The sequence below is a fragment of the Enterococcus sp. BWB1-3 genome, assembly GCF_016745275.1.
Classification (GTDB): Bacteria; Bacillota; Bacilli; order Lactobacillales; family Enterococcaceae; genus Enterococcus_L.
The window spans coordinates 60,927-81,632 of sequence record NZ_JADOEP010000013.1; the positions used below are offsets into that span (position 1 = coordinate 60,927).

Sequence of the window (20,706 nt, forward strand, 5' to 3'; positions counted from 1 at the left end):
TAAACTAGTATTCGTGCCTGCGCCCTTAGTGTAGTGGATATCACGTAAGATTCCGGTTCTTGAGACGGGGGTTCGATTCCCTCAGGGCGCGTAATTTATAAAAGTATTTGTTATACTCTTGTTTACAACGTTCTTTAAATATTGACTTCATAAAGGATTATAACATATTTTCAATTACATTTTAATTCATAGTTTTTAGGTGAATGTATGTAAAAAATCAAAACCGACAGTGAAGTTTCTGAAAAGAATTCACTGCCGGTTTTCTTTGTTCTTTCTATCTGCACCTATGGTAAATCCCTGCTGAAGCTGCTTAAGTACTTTATACTCTTTTTGTTCAGATTTCTTCAGACACTTTTCCATTCATCCAGCATCAGCTTCACAGAGCGAGTCATTTCATCAGAAAATTCAGTACCTGTCTTTCTGAAATAGTTGAACTGACCAAAGTTTTCTGCATTAAATTTATTCTTGGAATTAAACTCTTTTTCCTTATCTGCCATCATTTCCTGAAGCTCTGCATCAGAAAGATGATGATAGGTTTCCTCAGATACGATAAACTTGCTGTCAAAGCGTGTATTAACTGAACGTTTGTAATTATCAGGATAATATCCCAGACACAGCATTCCCACTGGCAGAACCCACTTGGGAAGCTTCAACAGCTCTTTGTGTATTTCATAATTCTCAACGATGTCACCAATATAGCAGCTGCCGATCCCGCAAGCCTCAGCAGCTACGGTCGCAAAGCTTGAGGCAATTAATGTGTCCATTGCTGCCAGCAAAAATTCCCCCTCTTCCGGAAGATGAAAAGCCGTTTCTCTTTCCAGACAAACTTCAGGAACTCCCGACAGCTGATAGTAGTCATACCATCGTTGAAAATCTGCACAAAAAATCAATAAACTAGGTGCACGAGCTATGAACGGCTGATTGTCACAGCTTTTAGCCAGTTTTTTCTTGGTTTCATCCTTTTCAACTTTAATAACAGAATACAGCATCATGTTTCCGGCAGTTGGTGCTCTCATTGCACTTTTCAAAATAAAATCCATGTCTTCCAGTGTAATCGGACGATCCGCATACCTTCTTAGAGAAACTCTCTTCTGAAGCAACTCGTTTAACTGCTCTTTCATTTTTCTTCCTCCTATATCCTATACGTATTTCAAAATATATTCTAAAAAATGCTCTAAAAACTTAACAGCAGTGCAGTTTATGCCCGTTTTTTCCGCTCTCCCCTTGTATCAAAGCAGACCTGTTATCTAAGTGGATGAAGCGAACACCTTACAGTGAGCACCATTGAGCTAAGATTTCTGTTCTAATGCACTTTCTTACTGTTCTTTTTATCGTCAAAACGCTTGATGTTAGAGGATCGCTGTCAAGTGTATCAGTTATTTATCATAGAGTTTCCATAGATTATTTTGAGCTATCATCCGTACATTTCATTGCTTTGTAAAAAGTATATCATATTTTTTGAAGGCTGATGTTGATTTCGATAAATAATCCTGTTTATTATTAAGATCAGCTAATGAAAACAGGCGGACTTTCAAAAGAAACAGAAGCTGCAAGGGTAGCTTATTTCCCCTGCGGTATCTTTTATAAATTACTTCTATCTCTGACATTCTTCTGCCCTCTTCATTTTCTTTTTGTCATTTTTCCATCTCAAAGTTATTGAATCCAGCAGAAGCCCCTCTCACTACCATAATTCCAGCACATCAAAGAATCACAGCAAGCAGACTTCCCTAACCCGCTCACTGTGATTATATAGATAATTATCTATGAGAATAAAAGTTTATGTTAAATGGACTCCTTTATCCACATAAATAATATCTCCGATTATTCCGGCTGATAATTCACTGACTAAAAATGCACAAGCATTTCCTACTTCCTCAATTGTCACACCAGTCTTATCCGGTGTACGATCATCTGACATTTTAATAAGCTGGTCATAATTTTTAACACCTGTCACGGCCAATGTCTTAATAGCTCCAGCTGAAATACCATTTACCCGTATTTTTTCAGAGGCAAGTTCTGCAGCCAGGTATCTGACAGCTGCCTCCAGTGAAGCCTTGGCAATTCCCATCATGTTATAATTTGGAATTGCCCGTTCTGAGCCTAAATAAGTCATGGTCACAATTCCGGAACCAGGATTCAATAACGGCTTTGCATGATGTGTCACTGCTAATAATGAATAACTGCTGATATCCTGTGCCAACGCGTAGCCTGATCTGCTAATATCACTGACGTTACCATCCAGCTCCTCCTTATTCGCAAAAGCAACCGCATGAACCAAACCATCAATTTTTCCGATTTTTTCTTCAATTTCTTTAAAAGCAGCAGCGATCGATTCATCCGATGCCACATCACATTCAACGAGCAGCTCACCCTCGTCTGTTAATTTAAGAATCTGCTTTTTCATTCGCTCATTTTGATACGTATAAATAATTTCTGCTCCCTGATTCTTTAATGCACTTGCACAGCCCCAGGCAATGCTTTTTTTATTGGCTACACCCATTACTACAATTTTTTTATTTGCTAAAAACATAAATCCCATCCATTTCTATAATTATTTTACTTCGTGAATACACCATCATTCTTCTCCATTCAAGGGAAATATGAATAACTATGAGTTGACGAATAAAAAGACAACTGGTATCATCTGTTTGATAATGATACAATCATTCCCTAATTGAGAATACAAAAAGAAACGACAGACATTCCCGGATGTCTGCATTATTAACTAAAATACTTTGAAAGTCAAACTATTTTATCTGTTTTTTTTAAAAAAGTTTAATTTAATAAGTGTTTTATTCGTTTGAAGGTCAAAATAACTAGTAGGAGGAACCAAATGAAACGTGTAGTAATTACCGGCCTGGGGGCAGTAACCCCACTGGGCAATACCGTTAAAGAATACTGGCAGAAACTTGTAAATGGTGAATTAGGCATCAGAAAAATTACCAAATTTGCATCCGATGATATTAATGTAACATTGGCAGGCGAAGTAAAAGATTTCGATCCCAGTCAAGTATTAGATCGAAAAGAACAGAAACGAATGGATCTTTTTTCACAGTACGGCTTAGCAGCTGCTCTGGAGGCCTGGGAAATGAGCGGACTGTCTGATGCTGAAATCAATCATAAACGTTTCGGAGTGATTGTAGGAAGCGGAATAGGCGGTATGACTACCCTGCAGGATCAAGTGCGTGTGATGGATAAAAAGGGGGCCAATCGTGTGACTCCTTTCTTTGTCCCTATGGTCATTGCAAATATGGCTTCGGGCAACATCTCTATCCGACTTGGCGCAAAAGGAACTTCTCAGACAATTGTGACAGCCTGCGCTTCAGCTACCAATGCAATTGGTGAAGCATTTCGGGCTATAAAATCTGGAGCAGCAGATATCATGATATCCGGAGGTACAGAAGCTACCATCTGCGAAATCGGTATTGCCGGGTTTGCAGCTTTGAATGCACTAAATACAACAGATGACCCAAAACGAGCTTCCATTCCTTTTGATAAAGAACGTAAAGGATTTGTGATGGGCGAAGGTGCTGGAATGCTCGTTCTGGAAGAACTGGAGCATGCGCAAAAACGTGGTGCAGTTATTTTAGGGGAGATTGTCGGCTATGGAAGCAACTGTGATGCAAGTCATATGACCGCACCATTGAAAGACGGCAGCGGTGCAGCTGACGCAATAGCAATGGCATTGGAGGAAGCGAAAATCCAGCCTGAAGACATAGGCTATATCAATGCCCACGGGACTTCTACACCTGCAAATGATGCTGCAGAAACAACAGCAATCAAGCATGTCTTTGGAGCATACGCGAAAAAGATTCCCATCTCAAGCACCAAAAGTATGACTGGTCATCTCTTGGGAGCTGCCGGAGGAATAGAAGCTGTTGCCAGCGTCAAAACACTGCAGGAAGATCTTGCTCATCCAACAGTCGGCTATAAAGTTTCCGATCCTGAATGTGATTTGGATTATCTGACAGAAGGCGCCCGCTCAATACATGCAGAATATGCCATCAGCAATTCATTTGGCTTTGGCGGACACAATGCTGTTATTTGTTTAAAGAAATGGAGAGATCAATAATATGGAAAAAGTAATGACTGTAACAGAAATAATGGATTTAATCCCAAACAGATACCCCATTTGTTTTATTGATTATGTTGATGAAATAATTGAAGATAAAAAAATAATTGCAACAAAAAATGTGACTATCAATGAAGAATTTTTCCAGGGACATTTCCCGGGAAACCCAACAATGCCGGGTGTTCTGATTATTGAAGCTTTAGCTCAGGTTGGATCTATTCTGATTTTAAAAATGGATCAGTTTAAAGGAGAAACAGCCTATATCGGCGGTATTAATAAAGCAAAATTCCGTCAAAAAGTAGTTCCTGGAGATGTTCTAAAGCTTCATTTTGAAATAGTAAAGCTGCGGGACTTCGTAGGAATTGGACAGGCAACTGCGTATGTGGATGATAAAAAAGTCTGTGAATGCGAGCTGACATTTATTGTAGGAAGATAGATAGATTCTTTTTTAAAACTGACTCAAGCTTAGAAATAACTAATTGCATTAAAATGAATAAATCCTAACATGTTGAATATTAATCAGAGAACTGCTAAAAAATCAGGGGCCTGTGACATTAGTATGTCTGAGTAATAAACGGTGCTCCAGCCTTTGTATGATCCGAGCATTCATAGGAGCACGTTCTTATATGCCACTCAGACATATTTCGAGGATCGAAACGAAGTGTCGTGTCGTATAGTGAGAACCGTAGATGCAGAAAAACGGATACAGCGTAATGTTTTGTCTCGAGAATTGTTAGACTCGCAGAGACAGCAGTTCTTCTACGTAATGTTTTGTCTCGAGAATCGTTAGACTCGCAGAGACAGCAGTTCTTCTACGCTTCACTACGCATACAGCTCTACTACATCAAGTGAGCTAGTTTCATTCAAGGAATACTTATCAAAACTATGCATACCATTCTGCTAAAGTGCGAATATAAGCAGAAGCGGCAAAGTAGAACCAGCACTTGTCGGTCCTAATCTGTGCCGAGTAATCGCAGGCAACCTCTCGGAAATAAGGCGGAATTTACAACTCAAGGACAACTTGGAGAAGAACCTTAAAAAGTGATCGACCTACCAGCCGCATCTGTCCTCTTTAGCATGACAGAAAATGGCTGATAGGTCGACCTCTTTTGTTTTCATTCTGTTTGGTGAGGGCAGCCCTGCCCTCATGAGTATTTGGCACATCCTCTGAATTTAAATAACAAAATTTTCCAGTTCAAACCGTATTGTACGCTGTATTTCCTGAATTCTGGCTGCTTCTTCCGTTGCCAGCTCATCCTTATAACGCACTGCTGCCTGATCATTATAGGACTTTATACAACAAATCGCCCAAAGCTTTGGATCTTTGATTATTTTATCTGCAAAAGGATAGAGCAAAGCAAAATGCAGTCGAATTTCCTCCTGTAAATCAAGCAATAGGACATGATGATTGTTCAACAATTCTTTTTCCAAAAAAAGCACAATTCGCTGGTAAGCCATACTGTCCAGCGGCGCTCCTGCTGAAGCAGGCACAATATCATAAACTTGATTGTCCCGCCAAAGAAATTGCACCTCTTTCCGATAATGGATTCGACATAATTCTTCCAGTGCCCATGAACGGACAAGGTTATGGATATCTTTGTTTGTCAAAATCTCTCTGCTGACTTCTATAAATTCTTCCTGTGGAAGGCTCATTGCTTTTTTCACAAGATACATCTGCTCATAGTAGCTGCAGCTGCCCAGTTTGGACAATTCATTTTTAATCTTTTCTATTTTCTTTACTTCAAATTGCTGATAAAGCAGTTCTGCTTGCCTTACTTTCTTTTTTAGAGCAACCAGTACTCGCATCTCTCCGCTGTTTTCTTTCAAAATACGATCATTAATCACACCATGCGCTGTCAGGAAACGATTATTTAGAATTAATGTCTGTATATAAGTTTCGATATATTCCAAACAAGAAAGATACTCTGTTCTCATTTCCTCAATCATGGATAGAGCCTGTGTCTTTTCGCCGCTTTTTAAATAACTGCCGACCAATAAATAGTTCAATGAAAATTCTTGCCTGATTGCATATGCCTCCTGAAAATAATCGATTGCTTCAATCACATTTTCTTTTTTCATTGATTCTTTTCCAAGTGAGATGAATCGATCATAGTTTTTTGGAAACTGTATCTGATTCGACATAAAAAACGCCGCCTTTCTATACTATCCAAACCTGCTAATCATTAAAATGAATCCAACAAAAAACAGATTTACTCCCCCTGTGCTTAATCAAAAATTAATATAAATTTCTGATAATGATTACTGTTTCTTCTTCTCCGTCTGCACCCATTTTCTCTGCCTTTTCAATGAGAGAATATCCTTTAAACTGTTCCTTTGTCAATTCATCCTCAATAGTAAAAGCCATTACAGTTTCAACAGAAACCGCCTCAGAATCTATTTCCTGAACACTGTCCCAGCCAGTATCTATAAATAATTTTGTTTTGTCATTAACGTGCTGGTTTTTTTCTAATTTCGACACAACATCTTTCAGTTCTTTAAATGTCATTGTTTGTACCTCGTGTTCCATCTGCTCGCCCCTTTTCCTATTGGCTTGTATGCAAGTGCTTCTTTTAACATCATACCCCAAATTACTCCGATAGAGAATAGAAACCCTAAAAAAGAATACTTAATTATAAAAGTCCGTCCAATTCCCTGTCGAAGCATTTTCAACCTTTATCTGCTTTAAAATTAAACCACAATAATAAATGATCATTTCATAAATCTGTTTTCATTAATAATTTCTAACAGCCAGCTCTTGTCAGTCTCAGTACTATTCCTTTTTATATCCAAAAAGCTTAGTTAGTTTTTAATATCAGCCATTTCTGAAATGCTTTTGTGACTTTTGCATTTAAATGGTAATTTCTCCAGCAGCTTCAACTACGTCAACGGTTATAACTATTAGATTGTTTATCTCCAAAACCCGGTCAATCTGTGTGGATAATCAATGAATCAATCTAAAATTACCTCTAGTTATCTTTATAAATAGTAGTAATTGCTTCATGATCAGAGAAGTCTTCTAAATTCAAATCCACACCCATTAAAAAGTCTTGCATCCGTTGTCTCAATACCAATTTAATAGTTTCGGGAATTTGTTCTATCTGGCAATCCGGACCAAGAAAAAGCAGCCAATTAATAAAAGAATGAACTTCTTGTTTATCTGCAGTATTGACCTTTGTTTGAAAAATTGCCGTTGATTGATACGCATCTGTATAGATTAATGAATAATTATATGGATGATACTTTTTAAATTGTTGAACAGCGTATTGTTTCAATACTAAGCGTACATTCATATCCTTTTTTTTATTTAATATGGTTTTTAAAATTCGTTTTTTTGTCCACTTTTTTAATGGACTTGGGTTAATTTTTATCTTTGAGATTTGTTCAATAGAAATAATTTCTGTCTTTTCAGTTTCCAGATCAAAATATTCTAAATTCCAAATAGCTTTTTCATTATATAAACGTAATGTATATATAGCATGAGAAACTTTTTCTTGCTCAGAAAAATAAAGTAATAGAAATTGATCTTCCAGACAGCTCTTAATAAGTATGTTTAGGTTGGAATGCGGCTGATCATTTAAATCTAATATATCTGAATTATGCAGATTCGTTCCTTCAAAAAAAAGAAATTGATTAAGAAAAATCAGCTCCTCTTGTTGTTTTTCTGAAATAAGTCCTAAAATTTTTTCTGTTAATGATTGCCTGCTGCTTAAATAAGGAAGCTGCAGATTCTTTGTAGCCATAAAAGCAATAAACAACGCTTTTACTTCAGTGTCAGTAAATCGAATTTTGGGAAGAACTGCGTTTGGCAATACAGAGTAGCCCCCTGAACGTCCTACCTCAGCTTCTAAAGGGATACCCAGTTGTTCTACTTCTTGCAAATCACGAATTGCTGTAGAACGCGAAATATTGAATTCTTGCATCAATTCTGAAATAGTGAAATGTGCTCGATTATTGATATAGTGAATCATGGTATTGACTCTTTCTACTTTTTTCATTATTTGCTCCTAAACAGTATCTATTTTTGACACCTTTTAATGTTATTATAAATATACACAGTTAAGAATACAAGCTGTGATAAAAACGCAGAGAGAAGGAATGCCCCATGAGTAGCTATCAGTTAGTAGATAAAGAAGCCTTTACTGTTGCTGGTATTGGAACAGAATTGATAAGTGAGTATACAGATTTTGAAGGTTTAAATCGCGAAAAGCATGCATTTTTGGAAAAAGTAATGCATGATGGTACACTAAAAAAATTAAGACAAGTGGCAACGAATATGGATATTTATATTGTTAATGAAGCTGTCAATAATAAAAAGATGTTTTATATAGGTATATTAGCCAATACAGTTATGGATGAAGCCCGTATGATTCAATTTCCTAAAAGTAAATATTTAGTTTCTAAGGATAAGGCAAATGATATCTTAACATTAAATGATTCTTTAACCAACTTGGCTTTTGGACACATTCTACCTAAAGCAAATGATTTTGCTTATGTAGGAGGTCCCAACGGTATTGTGATCACTGAGGAAACGAAACAAGACATTTGTGGAGAATTATTGATACCTGTTGTAGACAAATAGCATCTCCCTTTCCAACTATTTTGAGCAGTAGATATACTTCTGTAATGAAGTCATCTACTGCTTTTTTTATATTTTGTCAAATGACTAAATAAGTTTGTATCATTTAAATACAAAAATTACATGCTGTTGACATTTTTCCAATCTTTTTGCTATTTAAAAATAAAAAGACATTATTTTGTCTTTTAAGAAATAAAGACTTAATCTTTTTATTACAGACTCTGCCTCTCTATTATGCTTTAATATTCCTTAGTGTTAAATTTGTATTTTAATAATGTAAGGAGTTTTTTTGTGAAGCAACAAACCTTTTTTAGTCAATCATTACTATTCCTCTTGATACTTGCTGTTACGTTTGCGGGAGGATTCTCCGCTTGGGCAGAAGAGTCGGAAGAGAAGCCTGCAGCCCTCTCTTCTCGATTTGACTTGATTCAGGAAGAAAAGAAAGCGGAAGGTGTAAAGTTACGCAGCCTTCAATCTGATAAAGAAATAATCACTGAAAAAATAAAAGAAGCTCAAGCCTCAATTACAAAAATTCGTTTGCTTAATGAGTCACTGACTGTTTCACAAAAGCTGATAAATCAGACTGGGACTAAAGCGAAAGAAACAGCTACGTTAACTCTGTTGCCTGTTCCGGCATCTAATCCAACAAAAGACAATGAAGAAACAGTCTATTTAAATGAACTGAACAGTTTAAAAGAAGAATTAGCTGCAATTAAAGAAGCTGAAAAAGAGAAACTCACTGAAGCTGCTGATCTTTTGGCAGAAGAAAAAAGAATATTACTGGAACTATCAGTATTGGAAGAACGGCTGGATAAGGAAAATGTATCATCAGATCTGCGTTCTCAAATTGTTTCTGCAGCTCAGAAAGAATTAGGAAAGCCTTATGTATATGGCGCATCCGGTCCAAATGCTTTTGATTGTTCCGGTTTGGTACAATATGTATTTAATTCTGTTGGTTTGTCTATCGGTCGAACAACAGTAAATCAGGAAACAGCAGGAAATATAATCTCTGTAAGTGAGGCTATGGCTGGCGACCTTGTCTTTTGGGGCGGTCATGGAGAAACCTACCATGTGGGAATTTCACTGGGGAATGGATCTTTTATTCATGCTCCGGTACCGGGTGACGTTGTTCAGGTGACTTCAGTTTCCTCTTATTCTCCTAATTTTGCAGTACGTGTTTTATAATTAGAAAATCAAAGGGGCTGTGATAGAAGTATGTCTAAGACCCCTAAAGCTAAATAAACGGTGTTCCAGTCTTTGTATGATTCGAACATTCGTAAGAAGCGTAGGATCAAGTTCTTATATGCCCCTCAGACATGCTTCGAGGATCGGAACGAAGTCCTTCAATTCTTAGCGGCTCTGCCGTTTAGAAATTGATGAGATCGAAACGAAGTGTAGTGTAGTGAGAACCGTAGACGCAGAAAAATAGCTGCAGCGTAATATTTTGTCTCGAGGATCGTTAGACTCGTAGAGACAGCAGTTCTTCTATGCTACGCATACCATTCTGCTAAAGTACGAATATAAGCAGAAGTGGCAAAGTAGAACTAGCACTTGTCGGTCCTAAACTGTGCCGAGTAATCGCAGGCAACCTCTCGGAAATAAGTCAAACTATACTAAAAATATAAGCAGCTCCAGGGAGGTATCAAGGAACACTATTCATAAAATGAATAGTGTTCCTTGATAATTTTCGTATATTCCGACTTATTGACATAAATCACTACGATTGACTTGTCAGAGTAGATGATGCATGTTACCTACCTGGTGTCATAAATCACTACGATTGACCTGTCAGAGTAGATGATGCATGTTACCTACCTGGTTCTTGAGGTAGAACACTTCTGTCGCAACCTAAATCTTAGTATGTTTTTCATTTCAGGCTTTTACAGATATCTGCTGCCCATTTATTCTACCGTAACACTTTTCGCCAAATTTCTTGGTTTATCAACATCATACCCTCTTTGAAGGGTTGCAAAGTAAGCAATCAGCTGTGTTGGAACAACACTGACCAGTACTGTCAGCAATGGATGAATCTCAGGTATGACCAGCTGATCTGTTCCCTTCGCCAGTGACTCAGTGACAATTGTCACTGTCTGAGCTCCTCGGCTCTCTACTTCTTTTAGATTCCCTCTAGTAAGGGACGCCGTCTTCTGATCAGTAATAATCCCGATAACCGGGGTTTCCTCTTCAATCAGTGCAATCGTCCCATGCTTCAATTCCCCGGCAGCAAATCCCTCTGCCTGAATATAGGAAATCTCCTTCAGCTTCAATGCTGCCTCCATCGAAACAAAATAATCCATTCCTCTGCCAATATAAAAAGTGTTTCGTGTATCATTTAGAAATGTTTCAACAAGTTGGCTAATCATCATTTTTTCATCAACAATTGCTTCCATCGCAGCTGCAGCAAGACTCACCTCATGGACCACATCAAATCCAAGTGCTGCTGAATTTCCCTTTTCTCTGCCGACAGCTGCAGCAAGCATTGTCAGTACTGCAATTTGAGCAGTATAGGCTTTTGTTGAGGCAACAGCAATTTCCGGCCCTGCATACAGCAGCATCGTATGTTTTGCTTCTCTGGACAATGTGGAGCCGGGTACATTTGTCAGTGTTAATGAAGAATATCCCATTTGATTAATCTGTACCAAGACTTGACGACTGTCAGCCGTTTCTCCGCTTTGACTCAAAAAAATAAACAGCGGATTTTGAGAAATCAAAGGCATGTTGTAGCCAAATTCGCTGGAAAGATGAACTTCCACCGGTATGCCGGTTAGCTCTTCAAAAATCTTTTTACCGGCCCAACCTGCATGATAGCTTGTCCCGCAGGCAACAATGTAAATCCGATCACTTTCAAGAACCTGCTGAATGATTTTCTGATCAACCAGATGATTTCCTTCATTGTCTGTATAACAATCAACGATTCGACGCATAACACTTGGCTGTTCATCAATTTCTTTCAGCATATAATAAGGATAAGTTCCTTTTTCCAAATCATTCAAATCCAGCTGGGCTTCATAAGATTCGCGAAAAACCATGTTTCCTTTTTCATCTTCAATCTGAATGCTGTCAGTCTTAACGACTACCAGCTCGCCGTCGGCAATTTCCACAAAATGATTCGTTTCCTGAAGCATAGCCATTGCATCACTGCAAATCACATTGAAGCCATCTCCAAGTCCAATCAGCAACGGACTTTTATTTTTTGCTACATAGATAACTTCCGGGTTATGATTGTCAATTAATGCAAAAGCATATGAACCTTTAATTACTTTCAAGGTCTGTTTAAATGCTTCCTTTGTATCACCTGACTGATCGGCAAAATAATTAATCAAATGAACAACTATCTCTGTATCTGTCTCTCCGATTAATCTGCTGTTTTGAAGAAATTCCTGTTTTATTTCTTCAAAATTTTCGATTACTCCATTATGAACCAATGTGAAACGACCATTTTCTGAAGTATGCGGATGGGCATTCCGTTCACTTGGTTTGCCATGCGTTGCCCATCGGGTATGCCCTATCCCGATATTTCCGGACAGTTCTTCTTTTATCTTACTTTGCAGATCCGCAATTCTTCCCTGGGATTTAACCAGGCAATCTTTTCCAGATTTATCTGTTACATAAATACCGGCTGAGTCGTAGCCTCTATACTCAAGTTTTTCCAATCCTTGTAATAAAATATCTGCAGCATTTTCTTTGCCTATAATTCCAACAATTCCACACATAATATCTTTTCCTGCTTTCTCACGAGGTCAGGATTAGGTCATCCTTCCCGCCAGTTATTAAGATTCAAAGAATAGAGAGGGCTTTCTGTACTTTCCATTTATTTAAAATAATACAAATTCATTCACTCATCTATTCAACATCTGTTTCTATCTGCTTAGTCAGTGTTTTATTATAATTTCACAATTATTTTTTGTTCTGACTTGTAGAGTGCAGTCCCTGAAGCTACCCGCCGAATCTTCGATAAGCTTCACCCTCGTCACCTGAAAATAGTCATTCAGGTCTGGCGCTCCCCTAAATTGGTATACACAACCCTCCTTAACTTTAATATCTATAGAAACTTATTAAATATTATAATAAAACACATACAGTTGTCAACGAAAGAATTAAAAAAATAAATTGGTATATACAAAAAGAAGTAACCTCAGTCCATACTAAAACACCAATGGAATGCCCCAAAAAGGGTTCATTTCGTTGGTGTTTCTGAGTGCAATAAAAGAATACAGATTGCTTCTGTTAGAAAATAGCTATAGTCTTCATCAAGAATTTCTTTCCCCTCACCACTATCATTTGACAATAAGCTCTTTAGAAAGAAATCCGTTTCGTTAGTTTCTTATTTATTTGATACCGATCTCATCTTCAACAACCCGAACAATCGTATCTACATAGTAGTCGACTTTTTCTTTTGTCGGCGCCTCTGCCATCACTCGAAGTAACGGCTCTGTTCCGGAAGGTCGAACCAAAATTCTGCCATCGCCATTCATTTCTGCTTCCATTTTTTCTACAATTTCTTTGATAGCTGGTACATCCATGGCATTGTTTTTATTCATTACGCGAATATTCACCAGTTTTTGAGGATAAACAGTTACTTCAGATGCCAGCTCGGATAATGTTTTACCTGTTTGCTTCATCACATTTAGCAGCTGAATACCAGATAACATCCCGTCACCTGTTGTATTATAATCAAGAAAAACCATATGTCCGGACTGCTCACCACCAAAATTATAGTCATTTCTTCTCATTTCTTCTACAACATAACGGTCTCCTACCTGTGTGATCACATCCAGCAGTCCATTTGCTTCAACTGCTTTACGAAAACCTAAGTTACTCATAACTGTCGTCACAATCGTATTCTTTTTCAGCCGTTTTTTCTCGAACAAATATTTTGCACAGATAAACATAATTTTATCTCCGTCAACTATATTTCCCAATTCATCAACCGCAATCAGCCGATCTCCATCACCATCAAACGCCAGACCCACATCTGCCCCTTTTTCAAGAACAAATTCAGCCAGTTTTTCAGGATGTGTTGAGCCTACGCCATCATTGATATTTAAGCCATTCGGACTAGTACCCATCGTAAAGAAGTCTGTTTCCAGATCCGCAAACAGTCGGTTGACAGATGTAGTCGTCGCCCCATTAGACGCATCAATACAAACAGTTAAATCTGACAGATCCCCAGGAATCGTCTGTACAAGGAACTGAGAATATTTTAACAGTCCTTCCGGAAAATCTTCTACTGTCCCCAGTCCTGCCGCAGAGGGTCTAGGCAGTGTATCCTCTTCACTGTCAAGCAATGCTTCAATTTCCAGCTCCTGTTCATCATCCAGCTTAAAACCGTCAGAACCAAAGAACTTAATACCATTATCTTCAGCAGGATTATGAGAAGCAGAAATCATAATTCCTGCTGAAGCTTTCTGCAAACGGGTCAGGTAGGCGACTCCCGGAGTAGCAATAACTCCCAGCTGAAATACTTCAATCCCAACAGACAGCAATCCGGCAATAATCGCCTGCTCTAGCATTTGCCCTGAAATACGAGTATCTCTTCCCACCAGAACTCTGGGTTTGCGTGAACTGTCATCTTCATGCTGACTTAAAATATAGCCCCCGCAGCGCCCCAATTTAAATGCCAATTCAGGAGTTAATTCCTTATTTGCAATTCCCCTAACTCCATCTGTTCCAAAATATTTACCCATCATTATTCTCCTTACTCGCTAATTAGTTTGTCGAATCTGTACTTTCTTCTGTCGATCCCTGATTGTTTTCTGATGATTCAGCAGATGACACAACCGTGTTGCTGCTGTCTGCTGTTCCATTACCGTCAGTTCCACGAGGCGTTGAACTGCTGATAGAGTCGCTGGTACCGAACCCAGCATAAATTGGTATAATCGTGACTTCTATTTGAGACGGATTCACCGTATAGTCGCCATTAACAGGAATATTCACTGTCTTTCGTATAGAAGTTCGAATATCACTGATATCAACAGGTACCTCTATAGAATCAATCGACTCCAAGACTGAATTTGATCCACTGATTTCCACCACCTGCTCGGATGTATTAAATGTGTACCCTGTTATATCTGATGGTAAAGATCCGGTACTGACAATTTTCAGCGCTACTTCTTTTTTAGGCAGCGACAGCTTAACAGACACTTTGACCTGCGGTGCTGGATTTTCAATGCTTAATATCTGACCTTTACTGTCAAGAGCCTGTACGTTTACTGTCTGTCTGATCGTGTCTGCCGATTGAGTGACACTGGTCAAAGGCGCAACTACTCTTACAATTTCCGCCATAGTATCCTCGCCGGTTGTAATGTCTACAGTTTTGGGACTGATTGAAATCGAATCAACTTTGTATCCTTCAGTATTAAAGCTTTCAGGTATTTGAGCTTCTACATCAAAAGCTTTTGTCACTTTGTTTTCTATCGTTACTGTAATCGTAGCCGGATCAAGTTCAGCCGTAACTGCCGAGCTGATTCCTGTTACTCTTAACGGAACTTCGGCTGTTCCCAGTGAAAGATTTGTCAAATCAGCCTCTACCCGAAAATTTCTTGTATCTTCATTCGTTTCAAGATTCAACTGTATTCGGTTTGCACTGCTTAAATGAACCGTTACACTGTCTTCATACCCTGAAACAAAATACGTGTCTTCATCATATTCAAGCTTGACCGGAATATTATAAAGCACCTCATCATACACTTGATTATTAGTTGCAGTATTGGTTGAGCTGCTGTTTGAGTTCGCATTAAAGAAGAGCAGTAAAGCAAATAATAAAGCCAGCAGACCAGAAAACCAGTTGCTTTCGTAGGCTTTTTTCATTTCTTTTTCCCTCCTTTAGCCACACCATCAATAAAGTGCTGTAAAAGGTTGTTTCGGTCCTTGTCATTTTTAGGCTCTTTTGTCTGAACCAGTTCTTCTCTAAGTATTTTTAAATATTCTTCCTGATTCAGGCGTGGAATTAATTCATTATTTAAAGTTAGACTGACATCGCCAGTTTCCTCTGACACGACAATTGTCAATGCATCGCTGACTTCACTGATTCCTACAGCAGCTCTGTGCCTTGTTCCAAATTCTTTTGGAATCAAACTGCTTTCAGATAAAGGCAAATAGGCACTGGCACACGCAATTTTTCCATCTTGAACAATCACTGCCCCATCGTGCAAAGGTGTATTCGGAATAAAAATATTTATCAACAGTTCGCCGGTTACATCCGCATCCAAAGAAATTCCTGTTTCAATATATTCCTCCAAACCTGTATTTCTGGCAATAGTTATCAGCGCACCAATCTTCCGTCTGGCCATATACTGGATGGCTTTATCATATGCCAAAATCATTTTCTCATCTTCCTGCTCTTCATTTTTGGAGGCTCTGAAAAATGAGCTCCTTCCCAAATGCTCCAATCCGCGGCGCACTTCCGGCTGAAAGATTACAACAGCTGCAATTACTCCATACATAATAACCTGATTCATCAGCCAGGATAATGTGTGCAGACCAATAAACTCACTGAGTATTCGGATGAGGATAAAGACTGCCACACCTTTAAGGAGTTGAACCGCCTTTGTTCCTTTTATAAGCATAAACAGCTTATAAACCAGGTACCAGACAACCAGAATATCTATAATATTTATAATAAAATTGCGGGATAACAAATCAGAAGGAACAAATTTTTCCCAATAGCTTAAATCAAATAACTGACTGATTTGAAAAGACGACATATCTTTTATCACTTCTCTCTGAGGAATTCCATTTTAGTATAGCATAAATTTTTTATAGATTACAGAATACAGGAAATTGAAAGAAACTTTTAGAAAAATGGTCATAATCTTTTCCAATTATTCCTCGTAACAACTGATATATGAAGAAAGATGGGACTGTGACAAAAGTTTGTCACAGTCCCCTAGAGCCGAATAAACGGTGTTCTAAAGCCCATCCATCCTTCGAGGATCGAAGCGCAGCGTAGTGTATCAATCCACAGCTATTCATTTTATGAATAGTGCTCCTTGACAATTTTCGGATATTCCGACTTATTGACATAAATCACTACGATTGACTTGTCAGAGTAGATGATGCATGTTACCTACCTGGTTCTTGAGACAGAACACTTCTTTCTCAACCTCACCTTAACAGCTATCAAAAAGTACTAACTTTCCTCTTACTGTCTTTTAGCAGCTCTCTCCGCTCTTCTTGCAGCTCTGCGTGCTTCAGCTTCAGAATCTTTCACTCGTTCCCGTTTTTCTCGAACAGGCTTCTCCTCAGTTAAATCTGCTGCAGATATTGTATTTTTTTCCAGTTTTTCCCGAATTTTTTCTTCCTGTCCCGCTACTCGAGCATAGCTGTAAAAACGATTTTTCGCATCTGAAACAGTTTTGTCAAATAATTTCCCGGCGTATTCAGCTTGTGTTGCCTCTAGTGATGAGAATCTGACTTGTTTACGCATGAAATCCTTCATAACATTAAAATCAGGTTTTTTATAGTCCAGGATCATTGGACTTTTTCCCTTTTCTTTCAACTCAGGATTATAGCGGTAAAGCGACCAGTAGCCTGACTGTACAGCTTCCTTTGCTTCCTCCAACGTCTGGCTCATTCCGCCCTTCAAGCCATGAGCAATACAAGGTGTATAAGCAATGATAATAGACGGTCCCGGGAATTTCTCTGCCTCTTCAAATGCTTTAATCGTCTGCATTTGATTGGCACCTGATGCGATTTGAGCAACATAGACATTGCCGTAAGTCATTGCCATCATCCCTAAATCCTTTTTAGATACATATTTTCCGCTGGCAGAAAATTTTGCGATTGCAGATGCCGGTGTTGCTTTCGAGGTCTGGCCGCCTGTATTGGAATATACTTCATTATCCAGCACCAGCATATTAACATCTGCACCGCTGGCCAGCACATGATCAATTCCTCCATATCCTATATCATAAGCCCAGCCATCCCCACCGATCATCCACTGACTTGGTTTTGCAAAGAGATCCTGATCCTCATAAACGGCTTCTAAAAGCGGCTGACCCATTTTTTCTGCTTCCAGAGCTGCCCTTAATTTAGCAGCTCTTTGCTGAGTCCCTTCACTGTCATGAAGATGATTTTGCCAATCTGTCATCAAACTCTTCAATTCATCTGAAGCTACTGACATACTCTCATCCATTTTAACTGCCAAATATTCTCTTCGTGTCTGATTGGCCAAGAACATTCCATAGCCAAATTCGGCATTATCTTCTAATAGGGAGTTTGACCAGGCAGGTCCCTGCCCCAGCTCATTCGTTGTATAAGGTGCAACCGGTGCCGCTGCCCCCCAGATAGATGAACAGCCAGTTGCGTTGGCAATCATCATTCGATCACCAAACATTTGTGTCAATAATTTCACGTAAGGAGTTTCACCACAGCCAGAGCAGGCACCGGAAAATTCCAGCAACGGTTTACTAAACTGTGTACCTAAAACGGTAGTTGCTTTCGCAGGGTTTTCTTTTTGTCTCAACGTCATAGAAAAAGCCCAATTTATTGCCTGTTCTTTCTGTTCGTTGTAAGGCTTCATCACAAGTGCTTTTCCTTTAGCAGGACAGGCTTCAACACAGAGTCCGCAGCCTGTGCAATCTTCTACAGAAACCTGAATGCGATATTTCAGACCATCTGCACCACGCATTTCTCTGACAATGTATCCTTCCGGTGCCTCTTCCATCTCTTCCTCATCTGCAAGAAATGGTCGAATCGCTGCATGAGGACAGACAAATGAACACTCATTGCACATCGTACAACGATCGCTGATCCACTCAGGAACCTCCAATGCAATACCACGTTTTTCAACAGCAGTTGTACCAAGCGGCATCCGTCCGTCTACCATTCCATTTGCCACTAAGGTTCCGACAGACAGCTCATTTCCTTCTTGACGATTAACTGGTTCAACAATTTCCCGGACATATTTTGAAACACTTCTGTCTGCCGCTGTCGTTTTAGCCTGGACTTCTTTCCAGGCAGCCGGTACTTCAACCTTGTGAAGCAATTCAACCGTTCGATCAATTGCCTGTATATTTTTCTCAACAACTGCCATTGATTTATGCCCATAGCTTTTTAATGCTTCTTCTTTTAAAATAGGCAGAACTTCTTCAAACGGCATAATGTTTGCAAGTTTGAAAAATGCAGTTTCCATAACCGTATTGATTCTTCCGCCCAAACCAACTTCTGAAGCCAGCTGAACTGCATTAATGGTATAAAACTGAATGTCATTTTGTGCAAGGTAACGTTTGATGCCTGCCGGCAGATATCGGTCAAGCTGCTCATCATTCCAAATTGTATTGAGAAGGAAAGTTCCACCTTTTTTCAACCCTTTTACCAGATCATACGTATGCAGATATGCTGCAGTATGACAAGCAATAAAATCTGCATTCTCAATTAAATAAGCCGATTTTATGGGTATATCGCCAAAACGTAAATGTGAAACAGTCAAACCGCCTGATTTTTTGGAATCATAATGAAAATAGCCTTGAGCATATTTATCGGTATGGTCTCCAATAAGTTTTATTGCAGACTTGTTTGCTCCAACTGTACCGTCTGAGCCAAATCCCCAGAACTTTGCCTGATAAGTCTGAGCATCCGTTAAATCGCAGACTCCTTTAGAAGATAGTGATGTTCCAGTCACATCATCGTTGATTCCCAGCGTAAAGCGGGATTTTCTTTCTATCTTTTCCTTTACAAGCTCATCATAAACTGCCATAATCTGGTCCGGCAGTACATCCTTTGATCCAAGTCCGTAACGTCCTCCAATAATTGAAGGATGGATATCCGATTCATATAAAACGCTCTGCACATCCAGAAGTAAAGGTTCGCCGCCTGCTCCTGCTTCTTTCGTACGGTCAAGAACAGCGACAGATTTTACTGTTTTCGGCATTTTTTCCAAAAATGTTTCAATAGGAAACGGGCGATATAAACGTATATTTAAAAAGCCGACTTTTCTGCCGTTTTTATTTAGAAAATCAACGGTCTGCTCAATTGTCTGAGCCACAGAACCGATAGAAACAATAACTTCTTCCGCATCTTCAGCACCATAATAGGTAACCAGATCATAATTTGTTCCCCGAAGCTGATTAATTTCTCTCATGTATTTCTGTACAATAGCAGGAAGCTTCTCATAATATGGATTTACTACCTCACGCTGCTGGAAATGTATATCTGGGTTCTGATTGGTTCCGCTGACTGAAGGATGATTTGGATTCATGCTTCGGCTTCTAAAATCAGCCAACGCATCCTGGTTCATCAAGGGAAGCAGTTCATCATATTCCAATACTTCTATTTTCTGAATTTCGTGACTTGTCCTGAATCCGTCAAAAAAATTCATAAACGGAACTTTGGATTCAAGAGATGCCAGATGGGCAACAGGAGAAAGATCCATCACTTCCTGAACACTGCTTTCCGCCAGCATTGCAAAACCAGTCTGTCGGGCTGCCATCACATCCCCATGGTCTCCAAAGATATTCAAAGCTCCGGTTGTCACCGCTCTGCTGGCCACATGAAAGACTGTCGGCAGAAGTTCTCCGGCAATTTTATACATATTTGGAATCATCAATAATAATCCCTGTGATGCTGTGTAAGTAGTCGTCATCGCTCCTGTTTTTAGTGAACCATGAACAACTCCTGCAGCACCTGCTTCTGACTGCATTTCCACAATTTTTACTGGTTGACCAAATAAGTTCTTTTTTCCCTCTGAAGCCCATTGATCCACCAGCTCAGCCATTGTTGAGCTTGGTGTGATTGGATAAATTGCTGCCAGCTCTGTAAAGGCATAGGAAATATAAGCAGCTGCAGTATTTCCATCCATTGTTTTCATTTTCCTCATGTTTATATCATCCTTCTGTCGAAAAAGTAAATTTTTTAACTATTTATACGTATCTATTATAACGGATACAGTATTATTTTGAAACAATTTATAGAAATTTTTCACAAACATTTCATGAAATATCATTCAAAAAAATCTATATTTCAATTGAAAAATGACGATTTTACTGAATATAGTCTCTGTAATCAGTGAAAAAACACACGAAACAAAAAATAAACTCAGCACAATTATAGTCTCATT

15 protein-coding genes and 1 tRNA gene are annotated in these 20,706 nt (G+C 38.9%); 5 read left to right on the forward strand and 11 right to left on the reverse strand.

What is annotated here, in order from left to right:
- The first annotated feature begins 19 nt into the window (after positions 1 to 19).
- A tRNA-Arg gene (locus tag IW492_RS10335) sits at positions 20 to 91 on the forward strand.
- A 253-nt stretch (positions 92 to 344) separates the two neighbouring features.
- On the opposite strand, the gene IW492_RS10340 is transcribed toward IW492_RS10335, so the two are convergent.
- From IW492_RS10340 to fabI, 3 genes are all read right to left on the reverse strand, one after another.
- Entirely contained in the window at positions 345 to 1,121 is a 777-nt protein-coding gene (locus IW492_RS10340; protein WP_202067547.1) for a nitroreductase family protein, read from the reverse strand.
- A gap of 306 nt (positions 1,122 to 1,427) precedes the next feature.
- Positions 1,428 to 1,607 carry a hypothetical protein gene (locus IW492_RS10345; protein WP_202067548.1) on the reverse strand — a complete coding sequence of 60 codons (180 nt, stop codon included), beginning with the start codon at positions 1,605 to 1,607 and terminating at the stop codon, positions 1,428 to 1,430.
- 170 nt (positions 1,608 to 1,777) lie between these two features.
- Complete coding sequence (gene fabI, locus IW492_RS10350; RefSeq protein ID WP_202067549.1) at positions 1,778 to 2,530, reverse strand: enoyl-ACP reductase FabI; 753 nt, start codon at positions 2,528 to 2,530, stop codon at positions 1,778 to 1,780.
- A gap of 303 nt (positions 2,531 to 2,833) precedes the next feature.
- On the opposite strand from fabI, the gene fabF reads away from it, so the two are divergent.
- Positions 2,834 to 4,072 (forward strand): beta-ketoacyl-ACP synthase II, encoded by a 1,239-nt coding sequence (fabF, locus tag IW492_RS10355; RefSeq protein ID WP_202067550.1) that lies wholly within the window; start codon positions 2,834 to 2,836, stop codon positions 4,070 to 4,072.
- Position 4,073: 1 nt separating this feature from the next.
- Positions 4,074 to 4,508, forward strand: a complete 435-nt coding sequence (gene fabZ / locus IW492_RS10360; protein WP_202067551.1) for a 3-hydroxyacyl-ACP dehydratase FabZ — start codon at positions 4,074 to 4,076, stop codon at positions 4,506 to 4,508.
- Positions 4,509 to 5,245: 737 nt separating this feature from the next.
- Here fabZ and IW492_RS10365 read toward each other — a convergent pair.
- The 3 genes from IW492_RS10365 to IW492_RS10380 form a co-directional block, all read right to left on the reverse strand.
- Positions 5,246 to 6,214: a hypothetical protein gene (locus IW492_RS10365; protein WP_202067552.1), complete on the reverse strand. Its 969-nt coding sequence runs from the start codon at positions 6,212 to 6,214 to the stop codon at positions 5,246 to 5,248.
- Between the two features lie 94 nt (positions 6,215 to 6,308).
- Complete coding sequence (locus IW492_RS10370) at positions 6,309 to 6,599, reverse strand: hypothetical protein (protein ID WP_202067553.1); 291 nt, start codon at positions 6,597 to 6,599, stop codon at positions 6,309 to 6,311.
- A gap of 439 nt (positions 6,600 to 7,038) precedes the next feature.
- Complete coding sequence (locus IW492_RS10380; RefSeq protein ID WP_236671875.1) at positions 7,039 to 8,067, reverse strand: helix-turn-helix transcriptional regulator; 1,029 nt, start codon at positions 8,065 to 8,067, stop codon at positions 7,039 to 7,041.
- A gap of 107 nt (positions 8,068 to 8,174) precedes the next feature.
- Here IW492_RS10380 and IW492_RS10385 point away from each other — a divergent pair, with 107 nt between their 5' ends.
- Positions 8,175 to 8,651 carry an effector binding domain-containing protein gene (locus IW492_RS10385; protein ID WP_202067554.1) on the forward strand — a complete coding sequence of 159 codons (477 nt, stop codon included), beginning with the start codon at positions 8,175 to 8,177 and terminating at the stop codon, positions 8,649 to 8,651.
- Positions 8,652 to 8,939: 288 nt separating this feature from the next.
- Positions 8,940 to 9,833: a C40 family peptidase gene (locus IW492_RS10390; protein WP_330927849.1), complete on the forward strand. Its 894-nt coding sequence runs from the start codon at positions 8,940 to 8,942 to the stop codon at positions 9,831 to 9,833.
- A 716-nt stretch (positions 9,834 to 10,549) separates the two neighbouring features.
- On the opposite strand, the gene glmS is transcribed toward IW492_RS10390, so the two are convergent.
- The 5 genes from glmS to nifJ all read right to left on the reverse strand — a co-directional run bounded on the left by glmS (position 10,550) and on the right by nifJ (position 20,466).
- Entirely contained in the window at positions 10,550 to 12,361 is a 1,812-nt protein-coding gene (gene glmS / locus IW492_RS10395) for a glutamine--fructose-6-phosphate transaminase (isomerizing) (RefSeq protein WP_202067555.1), read from the reverse strand.
- Positions 12,362 to 12,976: 615 nt separating this feature from the next.
- Positions 12,977 to 14,335: a phosphoglucosamine mutase gene (gene glmM, locus IW492_RS10400; RefSeq protein ID WP_202067556.1), complete on the reverse strand. Its 1,359-nt coding sequence runs from the start codon at positions 14,333 to 14,335 to the stop codon at positions 12,977 to 12,979.
- 22 nt (positions 14,336 to 14,357) lie between these two features.
- On the reverse strand, positions 14,358 to 15,458 hold the full coding sequence (locus IW492_RS10405) for a CdaR family protein (RefSeq protein WP_202067557.1): 1,101 nt from the start codon (positions 15,456 to 15,458) through the stop codon (positions 14,358 to 14,360).
- Positions 15,455 to 16,354: a diadenylate cyclase CdaA gene (cdaA, locus tag IW492_RS10410; RefSeq protein WP_202067558.1), complete on the reverse strand. Its 900-nt coding sequence runs from the start codon at positions 16,352 to 16,354 to the stop codon at positions 15,455 to 15,457. The genes IW492_RS10405 and cdaA overlap by 4 nt, the downstream gene beginning before the upstream one ends.
- A 437-nt stretch (positions 16,355 to 16,791) precedes the next feature.
- Positions 16,792 to 20,466 carry a pyruvate:ferredoxin (flavodoxin) oxidoreductase gene (nifJ, locus tag IW492_RS10415; protein WP_202067559.1) on the reverse strand — a complete coding sequence of 1,225 codons (3,675 nt, stop codon included), beginning with the start codon at positions 20,464 to 20,466 and terminating at the stop codon, positions 16,792 to 16,794.
- Between the last annotated feature and the right edge of the window lie 240 nt (positions 20,467 to 20,706).